The 23,888-nt window shown below is 70.4% G+C and carries 14 protein-coding genes and 1 pseudogene; 11 read left to right on the top strand and 4 right to left on the bottom strand.

What is annotated here, in order from left to right; translation table 11 throughout:
- The first annotated feature begins 62 nt into the window (after window positions 1-62).
- Entirely contained in the window at window positions 63-2,423 is a 2,361-nt protein-coding gene (locus ABD333_RS35370; RefSeq protein WP_344546927.1) for a phosphoketolase family protein, read from the top strand.
- Window positions 2,424-2,653: 230 nt separating this feature from the next.
- Complete coding sequence (locus tag ABD333_RS35365; protein ID WP_344546926.1) at window positions 2,654-8,137, top strand: ATP-binding protein; 5,484 nt, start codon at window positions 2,654-2,656, stop codon at window positions 8,135-8,137.
- 19 nt (window positions 8,138-8,156) lie between these two features.
- Here the strand turns inward: ABD333_RS35365 and ABD333_RS35360 are convergent, their stop codons facing one another.
- Window positions 8,157-12,347 (bottom strand): trypsin-like peptidase domain-containing protein, encoded by a 4,191-nt coding sequence (locus tag ABD333_RS35360; protein WP_344546924.1) that lies wholly within the window; start codon window positions 12,345-12,347, stop codon window positions 8,157-8,159.
- A 13-nt stretch (window positions 12,348-12,360) separates the two neighbouring features.
- Window positions 12,361-12,672: a CU044_2847 family protein gene (locus tag ABD333_RS35355; RefSeq protein WP_344546923.1), complete on the bottom strand. Its 312-nt coding sequence runs from the start codon at window positions 12,670-12,672 to the stop codon at window positions 12,361-12,363.
- A 332-nt stretch (window positions 12,673-13,004) separates the two neighbouring features.
- Between ABD333_RS35355 and ABD333_RS35350 the strand changes: the two genes are divergently transcribed.
- A complete protein-coding gene (locus ABD333_RS35350) occupies window positions 13,005-13,208 on the top strand; it encodes a hypothetical protein (protein WP_344546922.1) in 204 nt (67 codons plus the stop codon).
- Window positions 13,209-13,312: 104 nt separating this feature from the next.
- Window positions 13,313-13,663 (top strand): annotated as a pseudogene (locus tag ABD333_RS47655) (MauE/DoxX family redox-associated membrane protein); the annotation flags it as partial.
- Here the strand turns inward: ABD333_RS47655 and ABD333_RS35345 are convergent.
- Window positions 13,628-13,864: a hypothetical protein gene (locus ABD333_RS35345; protein ID WP_344546921.1), complete on the bottom strand. Its 237-nt coding sequence runs from the start codon at window positions 13,862-13,864 to the stop codon at window positions 13,628-13,630. The pseudogene ABD333_RS47655 and the gene ABD333_RS35345 overlap by 36 nt on opposite strands.
- Here ABD333_RS35345 and ABD333_RS35340 point away from each other — a divergent pair.
- The 7 genes from ABD333_RS35340 (at window position 13,857) to ABD333_RS35310 (ending at window position 23,381) form a co-directional block, all read left to right on the top strand.
- Window positions 13,857-14,408 carry a TlpA disulfide reductase family protein gene (locus ABD333_RS35340; protein WP_344546920.1) on the top strand — a complete coding sequence of 184 codons (552 nt, stop codon included), beginning with the start codon at window positions 13,857-13,859 and terminating at the stop codon, window positions 14,406-14,408. The two genes, ABD333_RS35345 and ABD333_RS35340, sit on opposite strands and share 8 nt — an antisense overlap.
- Before the next feature lie 25 nt (window positions 14,409-14,433).
- The gene (locus ABD333_RS35335; protein WP_344546919.1) at window positions 14,434-16,254 is read left to right on the top strand and encodes an ABC transporter ATP-binding protein; all 1,821 of its coding nucleotides are present in this window, start codon (window positions 14,434-14,436) and stop codon (window positions 16,252-16,254) included.
- Window positions 16,251-16,742: a S26 family signal peptidase gene (locus ABD333_RS35330; protein ID WP_344546918.1), complete on the top strand. Its 492-nt coding sequence runs from the start codon at window positions 16,251-16,253 to the stop codon at window positions 16,740-16,742. Before ABD333_RS35335 ends, ABD333_RS35330 begins: the two co-directional genes overlap by 4 nt.
- Before the next feature lie 59 nt (window positions 16,743-16,801).
- Window positions 16,802-17,377, top strand: a complete 576-nt coding sequence (locus ABD333_RS35325) for a hypothetical protein (RefSeq protein ID WP_344546917.1) — start codon at window positions 16,802-16,804, stop codon at window positions 17,375-17,377.
- Between the two features lie 328 nt (window positions 17,378-17,705).
- Window positions 17,706-18,839 (top strand): MFS transporter, encoded by a 1,134-nt coding sequence (locus ABD333_RS35320; protein WP_344546916.1) that lies wholly within the window; start codon window positions 17,706-17,708, stop codon window positions 18,837-18,839.
- Window positions 18,840-18,891: 52 nt separating this feature from the next.
- Window positions 18,892-22,011 (top strand): AfsR/SARP family transcriptional regulator, encoded by a 3,120-nt coding sequence (locus ABD333_RS35315; protein ID WP_344546915.1) that lies wholly within the window; start codon window positions 18,892-18,894, stop codon window positions 22,009-22,011.
- A gap of 401 nt (window positions 22,012-22,412) precedes the next feature.
- Window positions 22,413-23,381 carry a ParB N-terminal domain-containing protein gene (locus ABD333_RS35310; RefSeq protein ID WP_344546914.1) on the top strand — a complete coding sequence of 323 codons (969 nt, stop codon included), beginning with the start codon at window positions 22,413-22,415 and terminating at the stop codon, window positions 23,379-23,381.
- A 62-nt stretch (window positions 23,382-23,443) separates the two neighbouring features.
- On the opposite strand, the gene ABD333_RS35305 is transcribed toward ABD333_RS35310, so the two are convergent.
- On the bottom strand, window positions 23,444-23,869 hold the full coding sequence (locus ABD333_RS35305) for a cold-shock protein (protein ID WP_344546913.1): 426 nt from the start codon (window positions 23,867-23,869) through the stop codon (window positions 23,444-23,446).
- Window positions 23,870-23,888 lie beyond the last annotated feature (19 nt).

Raw genomic sequence — 23,888 nt, 5'->3', positions numbered from 1 at the left:
ATCTCTGGCCGTTTCGGCGGCCAGGGTCTGACGAACGACGCTGACGAGCAGAGGACTCTGCGATGGCGAAGGCCAAGACCATCTCCGCTGAGGAAACCCAGTCGATCGATGCCTACTGGCGGGCCGCCAACTATCTGTCGGCGGCACAGATCTACCTGCTGGCCAATCCGATGTTGCGGGAGCCGTTGCGTCCTGAGCACATCAAGCCGCGGCTGCTGGGGCACTGGGGGACGACGCCCGGCCTGAACTTCTGCTACGCCCACCTCAACCGGCTGATCCGGGCACGCGATCTCAACATGATCTACATCATGGGGCCGGGTCACGGTGGTCCGGCGGCGGTGGCGAACGCGTGGCTGGAGGGCACCTACAGCGAGGTCTACCCGCAGGTGCCGCAGGACGAGGCCGGGATGGCGCGGCTGTTCCGGCAGTTCTCGTTCCCTGGTGGCGTGCCCAGCCATGTCGCGCCGGAGACCCCGGGCTCGATCCATGAGGGCGGGGAGCTGGGCTATTCGCTCGCGCACGCCTATGGTGCCGCGTTCGACAACCCGGAATTGACGGTGGCGTGCATCGTCGGGGACGGGGAGGCCGAGACCGGGCCGCTGGCGGCCTCCTGGCACGCCAACAAGTTCCTCGATCCGGTGCACGACGGCGCGGTGCTGCCGATCCTGCACCTGAACGGCTACAAGATCGCCAACCCGGCGGTGCTGGCGCGCATCCCCGAGGAGGAGCTGGTCCAGCTCTTCGACGGCTACGGCTACAACCCCTACCTGGTCACCGGCGACGACCCTGCCAGGATGCACCGGGGCATGGCCGCGGCGCTGGACCGCGCCTTCGACGAGATCGCCGCGATCCAGAAGGGTGCCCGCGGCGGAAAGATCCGCGAACGCCGCCGCTGGCCGGTGATCATTTTGCGTACGCCTAAAGGCTGGACCGGGCCGCGCGAGGTCGACGGTGTACCGGTCGAGGGCACATGGCGTGCCCACCAGGTGCCTTTGTCGGGCGTGCGTGACAATCCGGAACACCTCGCCCAGCTGGAGGGCTGGCTGCGGTCGTACCGGCCCGAGCGGCTCTTCGACGATCAAGGCCGTCCGCGACCCGAGATCAAGGCCCATGCGCCGGAGGGCGAGCGGCGGATGAGCGCCAACCCGCACGCCAACGGCGGCCTGCTGCTGCGCCCCCTGATCCTGCCGGACTTCCGTGACTACGCGGTGACCGTCGACAAGCCGGGCACGACCTCGACGGAGCCGACTCGCCGGCTCGGCGCCTTCCTGCGCGACGTCATCGCCGCCAACCCCGGCAACTTCCGGATCATGGGGCCCGACGAGACCGCCTCCAACCGGCTCGGTGAGGTCTTCGAGGTCACCGACCGCGTCTTCGCCGGCGAACGTCACGACACCGACGAGCACCAGGCTCCCAGCGGCCGCGTCATGGAGGTGCTGTCCGAGCATCTGTGCCAGGGCTGGCTGGAGGGCTACCTGCTGACGGGCCGGCACGGGGTGTTCAACAGCTACGAGGCGTTCGTCCACATCGTCGACTCGATGTTCAACCAGCACGCCAAATGGCTCAAGGTCACCCGGCATCTGCCCTGGCGGCGTCCCATCGCCTCACTCAACTACCTGCTGTCGTCGCACGTGTGGCGCCAGGACCACAACGGCTTCACCCACCAGGACCCCGGTTTCCTGGACGTCGTCATGAACAAGAAGGCCGAGATCGTCCGTGTCTACCTGCCGCCGGACGCCAACACGCTGCTGTCGGTCGGCGACCACTGCCTGCGCTCGCGCGACCACGTCAACGTCGTCGTCGCGGGCAAGCAGCCCGCCCTCAACTGGCTGCCGATGGACGCCGCCGTCCTGCACTGCACACGCGGCATCGGCATCTGGGAGTGGGCGAGCACCGACGGCGGCGCCGATCCCGACGTCGTGCTGGCCTGCGCCGGTGACATCCCGACCCTGGAGACCGTCGCCGCCGTCGACCTGCTCCGCCAGAACCTGCCCGACCTGCGGATACGGGTGGTCAACGTGGTCGACCTGATGAGGCTGCAGCCCGCGAGCGAGCACCCCAACGGCCTGCCCGACGCCGAGTACGACGCGTTGTTCACCACAGATAAGCCGGTCATCTTCGCGTTCCACGGCTACCCGTATCTCATCCATCGCCTCACCTACCGCCGCGCCGGCCACCACAACCTCCACGTGCGCGGCTACAAGGAGGAGGGGACCACGACCACGCCGTTCGACATGGTGATGCTCAACGACCTCGACCGCTACCACCTGGTCATGGACGTCATCGACCGCGTTCCGCACCTGGGCGGCCGGGTCGCGCACCTCCGCCAGCGCATGGCCGACCATCGCCTCGAACTGCGTGCCCACACCCGCGAACACGGCGAGGACGCCCCTGAAGTCCGCGACTGGACCTGGCCCTACTAGGGCCTCCGGTGCCGGCTCCGGTGCCGGGAGGTGACGTACCGCCGCTGACGTGGCGGCGTGACCAGAGCGATTTTTTGTCGGGTCTCTACAAGGCAATGGCTCCACAATGCGTGGGAGCGGGGCATTGGTTTACCAGGCGGTAACCGAGGAGGGTGTAGATCAAGGTGCAGGCGACGCTCCGAGGGCCGGACGTCGCCTTATGCGCATGGGGTAGTCGGGAGGCTCAGCCGGTGTTCAGTCGTGTCGCCATCGTCAACCGCGGAGAGGCCGCCATGCGGCTCATCCACGCCGTCCGGGATCTTTCGGCGGAGACCGGGGCGCGGATCGAGACGGTCGCCCTCTACACCGACGCCGATCGCAACGCGACCTTCGTCCGTGAAGCGGACGTCGCGTATTCGCTGGGCCCCGCCTCGGCCCGCCCGTACCTCGACCACGCCGTCCTGGAACGCGCCCTGACCGAGACCAAGGCCGACGCCGCGTGGGTCGGCTGGGGGTTCGTCGCCGAGGACCCGGCGTTCGCCGAGCTGTGCGACAAGATCGGCATCACCTTCGTGGGGCCGAGCGCGGAGGCGATGCGCAGGCTCGGCGACAAGATCGGCGCCAAGCTGATCGCCGAGGAGGTCGGCGTCCCGGTCGCGCCGTGGAGCCGCGGCGAGGTCGCCACGCTGGAGGACGCGCTGCGCGCCGGCGGTGAGATCGGCTATCCGCTGATGCTGAAGGCGACCGCGGGCGGCGGCGGGCGCGGCATCCGCATGGTCGCCTCGGCGGAGGACCTGGCCGACGCCTACGAGCGCACCAGCCAGGAGGCGCTGCGCGCGTTCGGGTCCGGGGTGGTCTTCCTGGAGCGCCTGGTCACCGGCGCCCGGCATGTCGAGGTCCAGGTCATCGCCGACGGGCAGGGCACCGCGTGGGCCCTCGGCGTCCGGGACTGCTCGGTGCAGCGGCGCAACCAGAAGATCATCGAGGAGTCCGCCTCCCCGGTCCTCGGCGCCGCGCAGACCGCCGAGCTGAAGGCGTCGGCCGAACGGCTCGCCGTCGCCGTCGGCTACCGCGGCGCCTGCACGGTCGAGTTCCTCTACCACCCCGGCGAGCAGATGTTCGCCTTCCTGGAGGTCAACACCCGGCTGCAGGTCGAGCACCCGATCACCGAGATCACCACCGGCACCGACCTGGTCCGGCTGCAGCTGCACGTGGCGAACGGCGGCCGGCTGGAGGGACCCCCGCCGGCCGAGGCCGGTCACGCCGTCGAGGCCCGGCTCAACGCCGAGGACCCCGACCGCGACTTCGCGCCCGCGCCCGGCCGCATCGCGCGGCTGGTGCTGCCCGCCGGGCCGGGCGTCCGCGTCGACACCGGCGTCAGCGAGGGCGACACCATCCCGGCCGACTTCGACTCGATGATCGCGAAGGTCATCGCCTACGGCCGCGACCGCGAGCAGGCGCTCGGCCGGCTGCGCCGCGCGCTCGCCGAGACCACAGTGATCATCGAGGGCGGCGCGACCAACAAGAGCTTCGTGCTCGACCTGCTGGACCAGCCCGAGGTGATCGACGCGAGCGCCGACACCGGCTGGATCGACCGGGTGCGCGCCGAGGGCCGCCTGGTCAGCCACCGGCACTCCGCGATCGCCCTGGTCGCCGCGGCGATCGAGGCGTACCAGGACGAGGAGGCGGTCAGCCGCCAGCGCCTGCTGTCCACCGCGCACGGCGGGCGCCCGCAGGTGCGGCACGACTCGGGCCGTCCGCTGGAGCTCAAGCTCCGCGGTGTCGGCTACCGGGTGACCGTCGCCCGGGTCGGGCCCAGGCGGTTCCGCGTCGGCGTCTCCGGCGGCGGCGACGTGCACCTGGCGGACGTCGAGGTGGAGCGGTTCGACGCGCACAGCGGCCAGATCGTGGTCAACGGCCGCCGGTTCCGGCTGGTGTCGGCCGTGCACGGGCCCATCCACATGGTCGAGGTCGACGGCGTCATGCACCGGGTCAGCCGCGACGAGGGCGGGGTCGTCCGTTCTCCCGCGCCCGCGCTGGTGGTCGCGACGCCGCTGGAGGTCGGCGACGAGGTCGAGTCGGGCGCGCCGGTCCTGGTGCTGGAGAGCATGAAGATGGAGACGGTGCTGCGCGCGCCGTTCCGCGCCCGGGTCCGCGAGTGCCCGGTCTCGGTGGGCAGCCAGGTCGAGACCGGCGCGCCGCTGATGCGGCTGGAGCCGCTGGCCGACGAGGACGCCGGGGCGGCGGGGCCGGCCGCCGACACCGCCCCGGTCGAGCTGCCGCCGGAGCCCCCGGCGTCCGCGGCCGAACGCGCCGAACGCGGCCTGCAGGACCTGGCCAACCTGCTGCTCGGCTTCGACAGCGACCCGCACGACGACAAGCGCGTGCTGGCCGACTATCTGGCCGCGCGCTCGGAGCTGGGCGGCGAGCCCATCGAGGGTGAGCTGGACCTGCTCACCGTGTTCGCCGACCTGTCGGAACTGAGCCGCAACGAGCCGGGCGGCGAGCTCGACGCCGAGCCGGGCAGCCCGGTGCACAGCCCGCGCGAGTTCTTCCACAGCTACCTGCGGAGCCTCGACGTCGAACGCGCCCGCGTGACCGAGGGCTTCCAGGCCAAGCTCGGCAAGGTCCTCGCCCACTACGGCATCGGCGACCTCGACCGGACGCCGGAGCTGGAGGACGCGGTCTTCCGGATCTTCCTCGCCCAGCAGAAGATGGGCACCGGCGTCGCCGTCGTGTCGGAACTGCTGCGCGACTGGCTGGCCGGCCCGCCGCCGCTGGAGTCGCTCGGCGAACGTGCCGGGCGCACCCTGGAGCATCTGGTCGAGGCCACACAGGTACGGTTCCCCACGGTGTCGGACCTGGCCCGCGGCGTGGTGTTCCGCTGGTTCACCCAGCCGCTGATGCGCCGCAACCGCGCCAAGGTCTACGCCGCCGTCCGCGACGAGCTGCGTTACCTGGACCGGAACCCGGGCGCGCCCGACCGCGCCGAGCGGATCCAGGCCATGGTGGGCAGCTCCGAGCCGCTCGTCCGGCTGATCGGCCAGCGGATCGGCCGCGACGGACGCGACCACGCGCCGCTGCTGGAGGTGCTGACCCGCCGCTACTACGGCAACCGCTGGCTCTCGGACGTCACCGCGCGCGACACCGCGGGCTGCAGGTTCGTCACCGCCGAGCACACCGGCTCGGGCGGCGTGAAGCGCGTGGTCACGACCGCCGTCGACATCTCCGCTCTGCCCGCGGCCATCGACGCCGTCGCCACGTTCGCGGCCGGCGTTCCCGAGCGCGGGCTGGTCGCCGACCTCTACGTGACGTGGGAGAACCAGCCCGACGCCGACGCGATGGCGCTACGGCTCGGCGAGATCCTCGCCGAGCGTCCGCAGCCGGCCGGCGTCCGCCGGATCACCGCCACCGTCACCGGCACCGGCGGCGCCGTGATGCACCACCACTTCACCTTCCGGCCGGACGGCGCGGGCTTCGCCGAGGACCGGCTGATCCGCGGCCTGCACCCGCAGATCGCCCAGCGCCTGCAACTGCAGCGGCTGCGCGAGTTCGACCTCACCCGGCTGCCGTCCGCGGACGAGGAGATCTACCTGTACCGGGCCGTCGCGAAGAGCAACCCGGCCGACGAGCGGCTCATCGCGCTGGGCCAGGTCCGCGACCTGACGCCGCTGCGCGACGCCGGCGGCAGGCTCCTCTCGCTGCCCGTCGCGGAGGACGTGTTCACCGCGTGCCTGGACGCGATCCGCAACATCCAGGCGCAGCGGCCGCAGAACAAGCGGTTCGACACCAACCGCATCATGATGTACGTCTGGCCGCCGACCGACCTCACCGTCGACGAGCTCAAGGCGCTGGTCCAGCGCCTGCTGCCGACGATCGCCGGTGCGGGGCTGGAGGAGGTCCAGTTCGTGGCCCGCCGCCGCACCCCCGCCGGCGCGCTGACCGAGATCGCCGTGCGGATCACCCAGGAGCCGGGCCACGGCGCGCGCCTGCACGTCGCCGGGCCGTCCACGGAGCCGGTGCGCCCGCTCGACGACTATCGCCAGAAGGTGCTGCGCGCGGCCCGGCGGGGGAACGTCTACCCGTACGAGCTGACCAGCCTGCTCGCCGGTCCCCGGGGCACCTTCGCCGAGCACGACCTCGACGAGCACGGCGTACTCGTCCCGGTCGACCGGCCGAAGGGCAGGAACTCCGCGGCGATCGTGGCGGGCGTCGTCACCACGCCGACCGAACGGCATCCCCAGGGCGTCACCCGCGTGGTGCTGCTCGGCGACCCGACCAAGGCGCTGGGCGCGCTGTCGGAACCGGAGTGCGCCCGGGTGATCGCCGCGCTGGACCTCGCAGAACGCATGCGCGTGCCCCTCGAATGGTTCGCTCTCTCGGCGGGCGCCAAGATCTCGATGAGCTCCGGGACCGAGAACATGGACTGGGTCGCGGCGGCGCTCAAGCGGATCGTCACGTTCACCCAGGGCGGCGGCGAGATCAACATCGTGGTCGCCGGGATCAACGTCGGCGCCCAGCCGTACTGGAACGCCGAGGCGACGATGCTCATGCACACCAAGGGCATCCTCGTGATGACGCCGGACTCGGCGATGGTGCTCACCGGCAAGCAGGCGCTGGACTTCTCCGGCGGGGTGTCGGCCGAGGACAACTTCGGCATCGGCGGCTACGACCGCGTCATGGGACCGAACGGCCAGGCGCAGTACTGGGCGCCGAGCCTGCCGGCGGCCCGTGACGTGCTGATGGCGCACTACGACCACACCTACGTCGTGCCCGGCGAGACGGCGCCGCGGCGGGTGCCCACCACCGACCCGTTCGACCGCGACGTCTCGGGCTTCCCGCACGCGATCGTCGGCAGCGACTTCACCACCGTCGGCGAGATCTTCTCCGCCGAGCACAACCCGGACCGCAAGAAGCCGTTCGACATCCGCACGGTGATGCGCGCGCTGTCCGACCAGGACCACCCGGTGCTGGAGCGCTGGGCGGGCATGGCCGACGCCGAGACGGCCGCGGTGCAGGACGCGCACATCGGTGGCCGGCCGGTCTGCCTGATCGGCATCGAGTCGCGGTCGGTGCCGCGGCGCGGCTTCCCGCCCACCGACGGCCCGGACACCTACACCGCGGGCACGCTGTTCCCTCGGTCGTCGAAGAAGACCGCCCGGGCGATCAACGCGGCGTCCGGCAACCGGCCGCTGGTCGTGCTGGCGAACCTGTCGGGGTTCGACGGCTCGCCGGAGTCGATGCGCAAGCTGCAGCTGGAGTACGGCGCGGAGATCGGCCGGGCGATCGTCAACTTCGACGGCCCGATCGTGTTCTGCGTGGTCTCCCGCTATCACGGCGGCGCGTTCGTGGTGTTCTCCAAGGCGCTCAACCCGAACATGACCGTGCTCGCGCTGGAGGGCTCGTTCGCCTCGGTGCTCGGCGGCGCCCCGGCCGCGGCCGTGGTGTTCTCCGGCGAGGTGAACAACCGCACCTCGACCGACCCGCGGGTGACCGAGCTGCAGGCGCTGCTCTCGGCCGCCAGCGGCGCCGAGCGCGCCGCGCTCCACGCCCGGCTCGCCGACGTCCAGTCGGCGGTGCGGGCGGAGAAGGTCGCCGAGGTCGCCACCGAGTTCGACCGGGTGCACAGCATCCAGCGCGCGGTCGAGGTCGGCTCGGTGGACGCGATCATCAGCGCCGCCGAGCTCCGTCCGCGCATCATCGAAGCCATCGAACAGGGCATGCTGCGGCGCTGACCGCGGCATCCAGACCTGGTCAGACGCGGAGGGCCTCGGGCGACAGCTGGACGGCGACGACGCCTGCCGACAGCCCGACATAGAGGATGCCCTCGCTGAAACTCACCGAACAGATCCGGTGCGGAAAGGGGATCGTCATGACGCTGGTGCGCGACGCCACGTCCCAGATCTGGACGATCCGGTCGTCGCCCACGGCCGCGAGCATGGTCCGCCGACCGGCCGTGAACGGGTAGAGCGAGGTGATGTCACCGGCGCCGCCGCTCAATGTGGCGACGAGAGAATAGTCCTGCCCGCGATAACCCTCGCCGGACGGGATCCTCCAGAGTTCGATGTGCCGTCCCTGCGTGACGGCGAGCAGCATGAAGACATCCCCCACCTTCATGGCCGTCAGGTCGCTGATCGTGCGGGTCCGGCTGAGGCTGTGATCGATGGGATGCTCGAAGCGGACGTCCGTTCCCACCTCGTCTTCGAGCCAGCGCTCGGCGACGTCGTTGAACCAGCGCTCGGTGACGATCCACGACTCGATCTGTGTGTCGTTCACCGTGAACAGCCTCAGGTCGCCGCTCATGCCCCCCACCGCGCACATGGCCTGGACGTTGCGAACGGTGGTGGTGAGCGGGACGTTGGTCAGGTCGAACGGGACCCTGTTCGGATACACCTCCAGCTCCCTGAGAAAGGCCGGGCTGAGATGGATGGCGCGCACGATGTGACCGGCGACATAAGAGATCAGGGCGCCGCCGTGGAAGGGCGTCACCGCGCAGGCGGTGACCTCGACGTATCTGCTCGACACCGGGTCGATCCTCACTTCTCCTTCGTCGTCGCTCGGGAGAAGGTAGAAACCTCGCGTGGTCGCGACGAACAGGTAGGTGCGCGGAACGTCTCTGAAGAGGTGGCAGGTCACGGCCTCCGAATGAACGATCGGGTTCTCGTCGACCGACCCCGTGTACGTCATGGCCCCCGTCGCAGGTGACCAGATGGTCAGCTCGTCGCCGTCTCCCGTGACGACGGCCGCTCCAGCAGGCCAGTTCACGGTCGCGACGCGCTCGGCGCCCATCGGCTCACGAGCGGGCCGGTCCGCGGCGACGTCGATGTCCCAGAGGCGGACCGTGCCGTCGGTGCCGCCACTGGCGAGCACGGGACGGCCGTCGACCTCGACCTGGCACACCGACCAGACATGCCCGTCGTGCCGCCCGACCTCCCGTGCCATGGCCGTCCCGACGTCCCAGAGCCGCACGGTGTCGTCGCCAGCGCTGGCCAGGAGCGCCTGGTCCTTCCAGGTGAACGAGCACACGCCCCGGACCGCGAAGGTGTGCCCGGACAGCGCGCGCGAGAACACGAGGTCCCCGGCGGCGTTCGACTCCCAGAGCGCCACCGTGTCGTCGCCTCCGGCGGAGACCACCAGCTCGCGTCCTTCGGCGGTCGTCATGGTGCAGAGGTCGTTGACGGGTCCGGAATGCCGGCGAAGGACCTGGAGGGGAGTTCCGGTCAGGGGATCCCAGCTCCTGAGCGTCCCGTCGCCGCCTCCCGACACCAGGACGCCCGAGTGCTCACAGAGTGCGTTGACCTCGTGGCGATGTCCGCTGAGGAACGTGTTGCCGCCGGTCGTGAGGTTCCAGAGGCCGATCTTCCCTTCGTGCCCTGCGGTGGCCAGGATGAGCTGATCGTGGACGGTGAGGGCGCATACGGCGTTGACCGCGCCGTCGTGGCCGCTCAGGGTCCGAATCCGTGCACCGGATTCCAGATCGACGATGATGACCTCGCCGGAGCCCAGGCCGACCGCCAGCCGCGTCCTGCCGTCGTCGAGGAAGGCGCAGACGCTCCTGGGAGCCGGCCCCTCGGAGGTCAGCACGAGCGACGACTGGCCGGTTTCGAGGTCCCAGACACGGACCTCGCGGCCGTCCGCGCTGGCGACCATGTCGGTGCGGCCGGCGCGCCGGATTCCGCAAAGGCTGCGGACCCGTTGCCCATGGCCTTCAAGGGGCGCGAGTTCGCGCCGGGGGGTGGACGAGGCCCACAAGGCCCGGTAGGCCACCTGGCCGGGAGGGGCAGGATGACGGCTGAAGGCGTATTCCAGTCCTTCCAGCGCCTCGGTGAGGCTGAAGAGGGAGACGCGTTCGGCGGGGGAGGCGGTGACCGCCCGGGGAGTGAGCTGGAGCAGCCGCGTCCTGCCGCGTCCGGCGGAGGACACCGCGTGCTTGGCGAGCGGGATCAGATGGGACAGGTCGGCGTGCAGCACATAGGTGTCATCGGTGAGCACCTCGTCGATGAGCTGAGCCGCGACGGCATGGCCCGGGAGGGAACGCAGCAGGTAGGCGGGCGCGGCGGCCCAGTTCGTGGTGCGTCCGAGCTCGGCGAAGGTGCGGGTCAGGGCGGCCTCGTCCTCCTCGGGGAGGCTGACGCCCTGGCGGTCGTCCAGGAGGGTGTCGTTCAGCGCCTGGTGGAACAGCCGATAACTGGGCGCACTCGGCTCGCCGCCGGACTCGACGAGGAAGTTGGCCGCCGACGAGCGGATGAACCTGGTCAGTGTCTCGGCGGTGAGCTCCGGCTCGTACAGGGCGTTGATGGCGTGGCGCCACAGCTCGGCGGTGAAACCGGGAGGCCGGGCGAACGCGAGCGCGGTCAGGATCTGCCCGGCGTCGAGGTCGCCGGCCGGTGGGATGCGCTCCAGGTATTTGCGGAGGGCATCCTCGACCCTCGGGGTGAACGAGATGTCGGCGGGCGCGATCGCCCGCTCGTCGTGCATGCCGTGTGCCCGGGATACGAGGCCGGCGACCAGGAAGTTGCGGTCGGCGAGCTCGGCGATCCGCCTGGCCACCGGGGCGGCGACCGCGGGGTCGTTGTAGGGGTTGTCCGAACGTTCGTCGCCGAGCAACTGGAGGGTGGCCTCGGCGTAGGCGGCCAGGTCGTCGAGCTCGAAGTACTCGGCCTTGTCGAGGTCTATCTCGCTCTTGGCCTGCCCGAAGTGCAGGAGCAGGTCGCCGCCGTCGTCGTGCCGCCGCGTGCCGACCACGACCTGGACGCCGGTGCGGGCGCACGTCTCCACGAGGGGGACCACGATCTGCTTGATGATCGCGCGGGCCTCGGCCGCCGACGTCACCTCGTCCAGCGCGTCGATCACCACGTTGAAGCGCGTTGCGCCGTCGAGCTCGGACAGGACGTCGTTGAGCGCCGGCGGCAGGTCGCCCAGCTCGGCCGGGAGCCGGGCCGAGGCGGCCCGGGCGATCTCCGTCGCGACCTCCATCGCCGTCTTGCCCTTGGCGTGCACGGCGCAGGAGACGGAGCCGAGCGGTGCCGAGACCACGGTGTCGCCGGCCGGCAGCAGCGCTGAGATCTCGGGATCGGCCGTGGTCACGATCCTGCCCAGGACCGCCGACTTCCCGACGCCGGGCATGCCGGTGACGACCAGCGCCTTGCGTGTGGTCTCGGGCCGTTCGAGCCAGTTGACGATCGCGGTGAGGGCGGCGCGACGGCCGCGGAAGCGGAAGCCGCCCTCGCTGTCCACGGTCACGCCGCGCGCCCTCGGCCGCCAGTGGGCGGTGGCCTGCGGGTCCTCGCGCAGGCGCCAGCCCCAGGCGGTCAGCGCGGCGTCCCCGGCCTGGCCGGCCGACCAGGCCGTCAGCGAGCGCAGGCCCTCGCCGGGGAGGAACCCGTCAGCGAAGGACAGGGCCAGCGCACGCCCGTCACCGGGCTGGTTGGCCTGGCCGACGACGCCGATGACGGCGCCGTAGTCGGGCGACCACAGCCCCGTTCCGCTGAAGCCCTGTTCGAGCTTGTAGCTGGAGAGCGTGTCCAGCCGGATCCAGCCATAGCCGAGGGAACCGCCGATCGTGCCGTGCGCCGCGTTCCCGAGCGGGTCGCCGCCGCCGAAGCCGAAGGCGTACCAGCGGCGGCCTTCGAGGTCGCCGGGACGCGGACACTTGAGGCGGGCGGGCGTGACGCCCTCCGGCACGGGCTCGCCGAGCACGAGAACGGCCAGGTCGGCGACCGGTTGGGCCGCCACGCGCAGCTCGGTGACGCGGCGGCGCCCGACGAGGTGGTCGGCCTTGGGAAAGGCGATCCAGATCTCCTCGCGGCCGGCGACCACGTGGGCGCAGGTCAGCAGGCGGTGGCGATCGAGGACCACCGCGGCGCCCAGGACGGTGAAGTCCTGTTCCGAGGCGTGGACCGCGGCGATCCAGGACTCGTCGACCGGACGTCCTGACTCCTCCATCGCAGCACGCGCCTCAGCTCCGGCCGGGCTCCTCCGGCTCCCAGGTCAGTGTGATCTCGAAGTTGCTCTCGGCGGCGGTCTTGGCGACCAGCCAGTCCATCTTGCCGCTGACCTTGATGCCGAACTTCACCTCGACGCGGTCGGGACCGACCTCCCGGATCTTGTGCAGGACGGCCCTGGCGGCGATCACGGCGGGCTCGACGGCCTGCTGGACGTGTCCGATGAGCTGGTCGGCGCCCACCGGCTGCCACCCGGGGGGCGGATCGATCTCGAACCGCACGACCGTCGAGTCGTCGACCTGGTACTTGACCACCTGCGTCGCCATCCAAATCCCCTTCTGCGGCCGGGAGGTGACCGTCAGCATACGGGGATTGGCGGCGTATTTCCCAAGGTTTCCGATCGGGCAAGAAGGCAGGGTGCGGGAGATTCGAAATCGCGGTGAATTGGATTCGAGAGCGATAATTGTGGCGGGTTAATGGCCGGAAGCGGTCATTGCTCGGCGGCCCTTCACGGTGCGTTACCAGTGGCGGTTACGGGAGGTGATCACCTCTCACCGGGGCGGCATTGACTTTTGCCCGGTGGCGGCTGACCTTTTGAGGGGTTGATCAGTCACGAACGGTCAGCCATGGAATCCGCACAACGGTAGAGGAGGCGTCGATGATCTCGACGGTCAGCCGGCTCAGTGACAGGCTGCTCACGCGGCTCGTTCCCAACGCGGTGGCCGCCGCCGCCAACCGCTGTAACTGCGACCGTACGCGGTGCTGTGTGACGATGGGCGCGCGTGCCGTCGAAGGCTACCGCTACTACGACTGCATCTCCGGCCACAAGTGCACGTGCTACACCACCGGCCGGAACTGCTGATCCAAAGCTCCTTCCCTCATTGCTGTAGGTGACCGTTCCGGTGCCGTCCGAGCTTTGCCGGATGGTACCGGCGGTTAACGCCGACCGGGCGGGAGTCAGGTCTCGTGGAGTATGTGCATTTCGCCTGTCGTTGTCTTATCGGCGCGGTGTTCGTCGCCTCGGTCGCCGGAAAGGCCGGCACCTCTTCGTTCCAGGAATTCGTCCGGGCGACGCGGACGCTTCTGGCCGCGGTCGTGCCCCGGAAAGCCGGCAGAAAGGCCGCCCGGCCGGTTTCGGCGGTCGTGCTGGCCGCCGAGGTCGCGGTGCCGGTGACGCTCGTCCCGGCGGCGACCGTGCGGCTGGGGCTCGGCATCGCCGCCGCTCTGATGCTGGTCTTCGGGCTATTCATCGCGCTCGCGCTCGTCCGCGGCGTGCGTACCTCATGCCGCTGCTTCGGTGGCTCCTCGGCCGCCCCGCTGCGCGGGCACCACCTCGCCCGCAACGCGCTGCTGTTCGGCGTCGCGCTGGTGGGGATGGGCGGAGACGACCTCGGGGCCGCGCACACCGGCGGCCTGGTGCTGGCGGGCGGTACGGGTCTCGTAGCCGCGCTGCTGGTGGCCCGCATGGACGATCTGATCTATCTCGTGACGCCACAGAAGGGGGCCCACGATGCTCATGCTCTCCATGGCGGTGGTCCTGGTAGGAGCGTTCTGCCTGCTGGATCTGCTGCTGACCCTGGGAGTGGTGCGGCGGCTCCGGGAACACGGGCAGCACCTGGAGCGGCTGTTGGCAGCCGGCCCCGGCTTCTTCGTTGAGCATGACACCGTGCCGGTCGGCGAGGTCGTCGGAACGTTCAAAACCCGGACCGTGGACGGCGGCACGGTGTCCCGCGACCGGCTTTCCGGTGAGACGCTGGTGGCCTTCTTCAGCCCCGGCTGCGAGACCTGCCTGGACAAGCTGCCCGAGTTCGTGCGCTACGCCGAGGGGCTGGCGGACGGGCCGTGGCGGGTGCTCGCCGTCGTGACCGGGCAGGGGGAGGAGACCTCGACGTTCGTGTCCGCGCTCAGCCCGGTCGCCCCGGTGGTGGTCGACGCCGACGAGCAGCTGACCAAGGCCTTCAAGGCCGCGGTGTTCCCGGTGTTCTGCGTCGTGGACGCCGACGGCAAGGTCATCGCCAGCGAGCTCAACCTTGCCCGGCTTCCGGTCGCCGTCGGCTCGTAGGGCGCGCCGGCGTCCGTCCGGCGCGGTGGGACGGCTCGGTGGAGCGGCCCGTCTGGTCTGGCGGGCGGCCCCACCCCAGCTGCTGGGGTATCTGGCGAACACGGTGCTCGCCGCGGGACTGCCGGTCCTGCTGGCGTGGCTGCTGAAGGGCGTGCTCGACACGTTGGCCGGGCCGGGCCCGCACCACGATCTGGCCTGGCCGGCGGCGGCGCTCGCGCTGGCCGGGCTGGTCACCGCTCTGTCGCCGCACGCCGGCGAGTACCTGGGGACCGAGCTCGACCGGCGCGTGTCGCTGCACGCGCAGAACGAGCTGTTCACGGCCGTCGAACGGTTCAGCGGGCTGAGCCGGTTCGAGGACCCGGTGTTCCACGACCGGCTGCGGCTCGCCCAGCGGACCACCACCTCGCCGAGCCGGATCGTGGACGCGGTCTGCGGCGTCGGCCGGGGAGCGCTGACGTTGATCGGGTTCCTCGGCTCGCTGGCGCTCATCAGCCTGCCGTTCACCGCGGTCCTGCTGGTGGCGGCGGTGCCGATGCTGGTGGTGGAGCTGCGCCTGGCACGGCGGCGGGCGGCGTTGCAGTGGACGCTCGGCCCGACCGAACGCTGGGAGCAGTTCTACAGCGACCTGCTCAGCAATCCGTACGCGGCCAAAGAGGTCAGGCTGTTCGGCCTCGCGGGCTTCCTGCGCGGCCGGATGAACGCCGAGCAGCGGATCGCCAACCGTGCCCTGCGGCAGCTCGACAGACGCGAGTTCTGGGTGCGTGCACTGCTGTCGGTGCTGTCGGCGTCCCTCTCCGCGGCCGGGCTGGTCTGGGCGATCAGGATGGCGGGCCGAGGGCAGGTCACCGTGGGCGACGTGTCGATGTTCGTGGCCGCGGTCGCCGGAGTCCAGGTCGCGCTCAACGGGCTGGTCGGCTCCATCTCGAGCACCGGCTACGAGCTCTCCATGTTCGGCCACTACATGGAGGTGCTGCACGCGGAGTCCGACCTGCCGTCTCCGGAACGGCCGCTCGCCCTGCCCCCGCTGCGGCACGGCATCGAACTGCGCGACGTCTGGTTCCGCTACAGCGACCAGCATCCATGGGTGCTGCGCGGCGTCAACCTCTTCATCCCCAGCGGCCGGTCCACGGCGTTGGTCGGGCACAACGGCGCGGGCAAGAGCACGCTGGTCAAGCTTCTGTGCCGGTTCTACGATCCCACTCGCGGCGCGATCCTCTGGGACGGCGTCGACCTGCGCGAGGTGCCGGTCGATGAGCTTCGCGAGCGGATGAGCGCGGTGTTCCAGGACTTCATGAACTACGACTTCAGCGCGGCCGACAACATCGCCGTGGGCGACCTCGGCGCCGTCGGGGACCAGGAGCGCCTGGAGACCGCCGCCCGGTGGGCCGGTGTCCACGGAACGCTGACCGCGCTGCCCGCGGGGTACGCCACACTGCTGACCCGGATGTTCCTCAGCGAGTCGGAAAGACAGGAGCCGGGAGCCGGGGTGATGTTGTCGGGCGGTCAGTGGCAGCGGCTGGCGCTGGCGCGGGCCTTCCTTCGCACGGACCGGGACGTGATGATCCTCGACGAGCCCAGCGCCGGCCTGGACGCCGAGGCCGAGCACGACGTGCACGACCGGCTGCGGAAACTGCGGGACGGTGCGACCAGCCTGCTCATCTCGCACCGGCTCGGCGCCGTCCGGGACGCCGACCTCATCGCCGTGCTCAGCGACGGAGTGGTCGCCGAGCTGGGCGACCATGCCGAACTGCTCGGCGCGGGCGGGCTGTACGCGAGGCTGTTCACGTTGCAGGCGTCGGGATACCAGGCCGAGGGATCCGCGTTCCAGGTCCAGGGGGAGACGTGAGGACACGTTGGGTGCTGGCGGCCGTCATGCCGTTCGCCGGAGCGGGCGTGCTCCTGTGGGCGCGGCGTCGGCTCGTGGCCATCACGGTGACCGGGCTCAGCATGACACCCGCCTACCAGGACAGGGACCGGGTGCTGGTCCGGAGGGTTCCGCTGGGCAAGGTCCGGACCGGGGACGTGGTGGTGGTCGAGCAGCCTCCGCCGCGCTGGTCGACGAGACCGGGCAGGGCCGAACTGGTGATCAAACGTGTGGCAGGGACGCCCGGTGAGGCGCTGCCGACCGAGATGAAGGGCAGCCTGCCGGACGACGTGGTGCCCGGCGGCTGCCTCGTCGTGCTCGGAGACAATCCAGCGGAGTCCTACGACTCACGGCACTTCGGCTACGTTCCGGCGGACCGGCTCGTCGGACTGGTCGTGCGAGAGCTTGGCAGGAATCCGGTGAAGAGTGGCAGTTCCCCTGTACGTGGAGCCATCGGGCATCTGCGATGATCGCTTCCGCCTCAGCCTCATGAGGCCTGTTCCGATGCTTCGACAGTAAGGACTCTTCAATGACCAACCGGGCCGGCGCCCTCGGTGCCGTAGCCGCGTTCACAGTCGCGGGGATCACCCTGACCGGCTGCGGAACCGCCAAGCCACAGGCCGCCGAGAAGGTGTCCGCGGGCCGTGCCGACGCGGCGGCAGTGGCGGCGGCCACAAGCGGTCGCGCGAAGATCTACGAATTCGTCACCAGGAGCAAGCAGGGCTATTTCTACACGACCAACCGCAAGGAAGCGGAGCGGGCGAAGAACAAGTACAAGTTCATTCCGACCAACCGCAACCTCGGATACGTCTCCACAAAGCGCTTCAAAGGCGCGCTGACCATGTACAGGCTGCGTTACAAGGCACGCTCGGCCTACCTCGTGACGCTGTCGGCCAAGGAACGCGACCAGCTCGTCAGGTCCAAGCGGTTCGTCTACGAGGGTGTCCTCGGCTACACGGCCAAGACCAAGGGTGCGGGCAAGTTCCGGCTCTGGCGGGTGTCCAAGACCAGCTGGCGTGCGGTCAACACCGTTCAGGCCAAAGCGCTCATGAAACAGGGCTGGAAGCTGAACGGGCCGCTCGGCTACGTCTGGGTGAGGCCCTGACAACATCGATATCACCTGACGTAATTAATGGGTTACTGGTTGAGTTCCAGTAATTTTTGGCGCGATAGTGAGTTTGTGCGGCGGCACCATGGTTGAACGGCCCAAACGCTTGTCTGGCTTCGTGACTCCGGTGGATACATGAGTAAATGGGGTTATGGTCCTGGCTGCCGTGTGCTACCTTCTGGCTGGGTAAACAGAATGTTGTCGAGGGTACGGGATTCGTGGCCACCCAATGCGTCATCCCTTTCTGATAAGGGCGTCCCCCGCCAAGAAGACGTCTCCGGTAATCGCTCCTCTGTCATATTCATGGATTGCCGCACTCTTCGCGGTGACCCTCGGAATGTGGATCGGGCTGCTCGCGTCCGCACAAGTCCTGGTGCCTTCACAGATCGAAGTCATCGACCCCGCACGCAAAGAGTGGGCACTGGGCGTGGTGACCGCCGCGGGCGCCCTGGCGGCCGTCATTTCGGCTCCGCTGGTGGGCATTCTCTCCGATCGCACACAATGGCGTTTCGGTAAACGACGGTCCTGGATCGTCGGCGGCTCCGCGTTGTGCGTGGCCGCCCTCCTCGCCCTGCCCATGCAGTCGTCGATCGTCGGCGTCGCGCTCTGCTGGATCCTGGTGCACGGCGGGGTGGGCGGCATCCACGCGGTCGTGTGCGCCGTGGTCGCCGACCGGGTGGCGGTGAACCGCCGCGGCACGGTGTTCGGTGTCGTCGACCTCGCCCAGCCGGTCGGGCTCGTGGCCGGGACGCTGCTGGTGTCGAACCTCCCGGTCGAGGCGGCCTATCCACTGGTCGCGGTGCTGGTGGGGCTGTTCGCCCTCCCGTACGCGCTGGTCGGGCGGGATGTGCCGGGAGCGGCACGCGACACCGGACGGTGGCTTCCCGACCTGGCGGCGCTGGGGCCCGATTTCGCCTGGGCGTGGACGGGCCGGTTCGCGGCCCAGCTCGCGACCTCGCTGGCCACGATCTATCTGCTGTACTTCCTCCGCGACGAGATACGGATGGACGACCCGGTCCAGGGCGTGGCGGTGCTCAGTCTGCTGTTCACCGCCGGAATCGTCGTGGCGGGCCTGCTGGCCGGCCGGCTGTCCGATCGTCTTCAACGGCGCAAGCCATTCGTGATCACCGCCGCGCTGCTGATGGCCGTGGCGCTGAGCGGAATGGCGCTGATATCGAACTGGACGGTGGCCGTCATCGCCGCCGCCGTGCTCGGGGCCGGATATGGCGCCTATCTGGCGGTCGACCAGGCGCTGGTGACCCAGCTTCTTCGAAATGGCGGTGACCGGGGAAAGGACCTCGGCACCATGAACATGGCGGGCAGCGGGGCGGTGGTGCTCGCTCCGGTCATCGCGGTCGGAAGCGTCGGCCACGGGGGCTACACCCTGCTGTTCATGCTGGCGGCCGGAATGGCCGTATTGAGTGGTCTTCTGATTCAGCCGATCAAATCGGTGTCGTGAACAAAGGGTTTACTGGCGGCTTCTGGATTGCGTTCGACGGGGTGGCGTGGTCATGGTGGCAGATGGTGTGTTCTTCCGGCTCCTCGGGCCGCTGGCGGTCAGCGTGGGGGAGGACGCGATCGCGCCGCCCCGTTCACCGGTTCTGCAGGGTCTCCTGGGCGCGCTGATCCTGGCGCGGGGCGAGCCGTTGCCGACCGGACGGCTCGCCGAGCTCGTCTGGACCGACCGGGCCCCCGAGACCAGCCGCGAGTCCGTTCACGTCGCGGTGTCCCGCCTGCGCAAGTGGCTGGCGCGGCCCGACCTCGGCCGGCCGGGACCTGGCCGGCCGGGTCCGATCAAGATCAGCTATCGGGACGGGTATCTGCTGGAGGGCGCCGAGGACCGGTCGGATCTCGGCAGGTTCCTGGCCGCCGCCGGCGACGCCCGGTCCATGACCGGACCGGTGCCCCGGTGCCGGGCGCTCACGTCGGCGTTCGCCGAACGCAGGGGACCGCTGCTGGCCGGGCTCACCCGGATCGACCGCGCCGACCCGCTGGTGCGCGGCATCGAGGACGAGATCCGGATGGCCGCCATGGACCTCGCCGCCGCCGCGCTGGAGGCCGACGATCCGCACGGAGCCGTCTCCGCCGTCACGACGCTGACCGAGGAGTTCCCGTTCGACGAACCCCTGCACGCGGCCCTGATCGACCTGCTGACGGCGAGCGGCCGTCCCGCCGAAGCCCTGCAGGCCTACCGGCGGCTCAGCGAGCAGCTCTCGGTCGAACTCGGGGTCGAACCCAGCGACGAGGTCCGGCGTGCGCACCTGCGCGTCCTCTCCGCCGACCGCACCCGCGACGACACCGGCGCCGCGCCTGAGCCCGCCGTCGTCCTCGAGGTCCCCGCGACACCGGTGCCCGCCCAGCTCCCGCCCGGCATCCCCGACTTCACGGGACGGGCCGCCGAGGCCGCGGAGCTCGTCGACGCGCTCGTCGGAGGCGCCGGGGCGGCGCGCCAGCGGACCGTCGCCATGGCCACCGTCGCGGGCATGGGCGGGGTCGGCAAGACCACCCTCGCCCTGCACGTCGCGCACCAGGTCTCGGAGGTCTTCACCGACGGCCAGCTGTACGCCGACCTCCACGGCGACTGCGCGAACCCCGCCGAACCGGCGGACGTGCTCGGACGTTTCCTGCGTACGCTCGGCACGCCAGGCGCCGGCGTCCCGTCGTCCCTTGAGGAACGTGTCGCGCTGTACCGCAGCCGCCTGGCCGGCCGCAGGACGCTCATCGTCCTCGACAACGTCGCCGGCGAGGCCCAGGTGCGCCCGCTGCTGCCGGGCACCCCGACGGCGGCCGTGCTCATCACCAGCCGCAACCGCCTCATCGGGCTGGAGGGGGCGAAGCTGCTGAACCTCGACGTGCTGCCCCCCGCCCAGGCGGTCGACCTGATCAGGAGCGTCATCGGCGAGGAACGCGTCGCGGCCGAACCCGGGGTCGCCGTGGAGATCGCGGAGCTGTGCGGCCATGTGCCGCTGGCGGTCCGCATCGCCGCCGCCCGGCTCCTCGGCCGCCGCCACTGGAGGCTGGCGCATCTCGCCGGGGTGCTGCGGGAGGAGCGGCGCCGCCTCGATGAGCTGGTGGCCGGTGACCTGGAGGTACGAGCCGGGTTCGAGCTGAGCTACCGGCTCCTCCCGCCGCGGACGCGACGCGCGTTCCGGATGGTCGGACTGCTCGACGCGCCCGACTTCGCGTGCTGGACGGTCGCCGCGCTGCTCGACGTCTCGGTGACCGAGGCCCAGCAACATCTCGAAACGCTCCTGGACGCGCACCTCGCCAGTGTCGCCGGCACGGACGAGACCGGCCAGGTCCGCTACAGGCTGCACGACCTGCTCCAGCTTTACGCGCGCGAGCTGGGCGAACGCGAGGACTCGCCGGTGCAGCGGGAGGCCGCGCTGCAGCGTGCCTGGGGAGGCTGGCTGGCGCTGGCCGAGAAGGCGGCGGAGCGGGTCCCCGGGTCCTCCTACACCGCCATGCACGGCGACGCTCCGCGCTGGAGGCTGCCGGACGCCGTCAGCGAGCGCCTGATCGCCGATCCGATGCGGTGGTTCTCCGCCGAACGCGCCGCCCTGGTGGCGGAGGTCGAACACGCCTGTGAGCGCGGGCATTGCGAGCTCACGTGGGACTTGGCGGCCTCGATGGAGCGGTACTGCGACGTCCGCGGGCTCTACGACGACTGGCGGCGCATGCACGAACGGGGTCTGATCCTCTGCCAGGAGACCGGTGACAAACGCGGCGAGGCCGTGCTCCTGCGCGGGCTGCTGGAGGTCACCACCTGGACGTCGCCAGCGGGAACCGGCGGCCCGACGATGATCCGGATGCGCGAGATGGCGGCCCGGCTCTTCGAGCTGTTCACCGAGCTGGGCGACCCGGCGGGGACGAACGACGCCATGGTGGCGATGGTCTGGGCCAAGGTCGCCGACGGTGACGCCGCCGAGGCACTCGTCCTCGCCGAACGGGCACTGCGCGTCGCGAACCAGGCGGACTACCTCGGCGGCCAGGCGCGCACCCTGCACGTCATGGCCGTCGCGCACGGCGAGGCCGACCCCCATGGCGCGCTCGCCTGCCTCGAACGGGCGCTCGTCATCGTCAAGGAACTGGGAAATCCCCGTTTCGTGGCCACGATCGTGCAGTTCCTCGGCGCCGCACAGGCGCTGTGCGGCGACATCGCGGGCGGCAGGCGCCTGCTGGAGGAGTCCGTCGTGATGGCGCGCGAGCTGGAGGACCGCTACCTGGAGACCTTCTCGCTGCTCTATCTGGCCAAGCTGTTCGTCCTGACCGGAGACGAGCGGGCCAGGGCGACCCTCGATCTCGCCCTGACCTACAGCCAGGTGGGCAACTTCCGCCATCATCTCGCCGACGTGCTCGGCGTCCTCGGTGAGCTGAACCTCGCCGAGGGCGATCTGCCGGGCGCCGTCGCCTGTCTCGAACGGTCCGTCGCCGTCTGGCGCACACGCGGCTGGATACCGTACCTGGCGCGGACCTTGCGCACTCTTGGCGACGCCTATCAGGCGTCCGGCGACCACGAGGCGGCGCGGGTCGCGTGGGCGGAGGCGCGCGGTCTGTTCGACCAGACCGACGACGCCGCCGGTCGTACGTCCGTCGACGATCGTCTCGCGGCCGGGGACAAGGTCGGCTAACAGCCGGCCCGACGTCCGGTTAGCGATCGGTAAGAGGGCCCTCGGTAACGTCGGAGACGACCGCGACGGGCGGTCGGCCCTTCCGGGGCTGCTCATTTCAGAGTAACCGGACGCTGTGATTCGATTACCCACTTCCCCGCACTGGGTCGACGCAGGCTCCCTGGCGCGAGCCTCCGTGCAGTGAACGGTGAGTGAGTCTGCTTTGTGGACGGCTTCATCATTCTGGTTGGGGGCTGGTCGAATTGGACGGTACCGCGCATGAGACAACCGCATCTGGGTCAATCGCATCTGGGTCAATCGCATCCGAACCGGCGGCGGACAGACCGCTGTCGAGCGAGAACGCGCTCGTTAGGCATCTGTCCCTGCAGCAGGAGGGCATCGAGCGTTCGGACGTCACGCGGGTGCCGATAGCGTCGCTGGCGACGTCGGGATCGCCGCGGCTTGAGGGCGAGGACGCCGAGCATGTGCGCATGCTCGCCGAGGCGGGCGGCGCCCTTCCCCCGATCGTGGTGCATCTGCCCTCACGACGGGTCATCGACGGCATGCACCGCCTCCGCGCCGCCGTGCTCCGCGGCGAGAAGGACATCGACGTACGTTTCTTCCACGGCACCGAGGCCGATGTGTTCCTGCTCTCGGTGGCGGCCAACATCGACCACGGCCTTCCCCTGTCGCAGCGGGACCGGCTGGCCGCGGCCGAGCGCATCTTCGCCATCCACCCCGAGTGGTCGGACCGGATGGTCGCGATCGTGGTGGGGATGTCGAACAAGAAGGTCGGCCGGTTGCGGCGGCAGGTGGCCGGCGACCTGCCGCAACCGGCCGTGCGAATCGGCCGGGACGGGCGGGCCCGGCCCGTCGACGGCGCCGCCGGACGGGAGCGGGCGGCGAAGCTGATCGCGAGCGAACCGGACGCCTCGCTGCGCCGGATCGCCCGGGAGGCCGGGATCTCGCCCGCCACGGCCGCGGACGTGCGTGCCAGGGTGCGCCGCGGGGAGGATCCGGTGTTGCCGCGGCCAGCCGCCAAGGCCACGGCCGGCGGTCCCGCTAGCGACGAAAGCGACGAGGTCGCCGACGTGGTGCCGATGGGGCCGTCGACCACGATGCTCTCGGAGTTGCTGACCGGCTTCGAACGGCTCCGCCGGGATCCCTCTCTGCGGTTCACCGACGCGGGCCGGGCGCTGCTGCGCATGTTCGAGGCGTGCCTGGCGGTCGTGCGTCACGAGGAGACCATCAAGCGGGGTCTCCCGCCGCACTGCCTGTCGTCGATGGCGGAGCTGAGCCACGCCTACGCGGCGATCCTGAAGTCGTTCGCGGCGGATCTGCAGCGGCTGGAGTCGAGGAACTCCGCCGAGGGATGCGAGAGCTTCGGCTGAGGCCGGCGGCGCCGAGCGGTCCGGCTCCCGACCGGAGCCGGGCCGCTCACGGCGGTGCCTGGCTAACCCTCGGCCCAGCCGTGTTTGCGGGATAGCGCAAGGAAACGGTCGCGGAGCCTGACGATCTGGGCCCCGGTCAGCTCGGGAGCACTCTCAAGAAGCATTTCGGTGAGGACGGTGCGCATCTCCCGGGCACTCAGGACGTAACAGAATCCACCGTCGTCGTCGCGCTCGGCGGTCTTCGCCTCGGCGGATTCGGCCGCGGCCCCGTCGAGGTCGGTTTCGGTCACGATGCTGACGTCGTACGCCTTCTTTCCCCGGCCTCCGTCCATCACCTCGAATCGTACGCGCGTTCCCGGGGTGAACCGCAGCTGGTCGCCCTCGCATTCGTTCACATGCACGAAGACGTCGGCCCCTCCCGTGTCGGGTGCGATGAACCCATAACCGCGCGCCTCGTCGAACTGCAGAATTCTGCCAAACTCCGCCACTTTGAACACTCCCAGCACT

This window comes from Actinomadura fulvescens (assembly GCF_039533225.1).
In the GTDB taxonomy this organism is placed as follows: Bacteria; Actinomycetota; Actinomycetes; order Streptosporangiales; family Streptosporangiaceae; genus Spirillospora; species Spirillospora fulvescens.
Note: the sequence above shows the minus strand (reverse complement) of the source record. Positions and strands in the feature narration are given on the sequence as shown.

Coding starts and splice junctions, on each gene's coding strand:
- ABD333_RS35370 (WP_344546927.1), top strand. CDS start 63: ATGGCGAAGGCCAAGACCATCTCCGCTGAGGAAACCCAGTCGATCGAT.
- ABD333_RS35350 (WP_344546922.1), top strand. CDS start 13,005: ATGATCTCGACGGTCAGCCGGCTCAGTGACAGGCTGCTCACGCGGCTC.
- ABD333_RS35355 (WP_344546923.1), bottom strand. CDS start 12,672: ATGGCGACGCAGGTGGTCAAGTACCAGGTCGACGACTCGACGGTCGTG.
- ABD333_RS35360 (WP_344546924.1), bottom strand. CDS start 12,347: ATGGAGGAGTCAGGACGTCCGGTCGACGAGTCCTGGATCGCCGCGGTC.
- ABD333_RS35340 (WP_344546920.1), top strand. CDS start 13,857: ATGCTCATGCTCTCCATGGCGGTGGTCCTGGTAGGAGCGTTCTGCCTG.
- ABD333_RS35345 (WP_344546921.1), bottom strand. CDS start 13,864: ATGAGCATCGTGGGCCCCCTTCTGTGGCGTCACGAGATAGATCAGATC.
- ABD333_RS35315 (WP_344546915.1), top strand. CDS start 18,892: ATGGTGGCAGATGGTGTGTTCTTCCGGCTCCTCGGGCCGCTGGCGGTC.
- ABD333_RS35325 (WP_344546917.1), top strand. CDS start 16,802: ATGACCAACCGGGCCGGCGCCCTCGGTGCCGTAGCCGCGTTCACAGTC.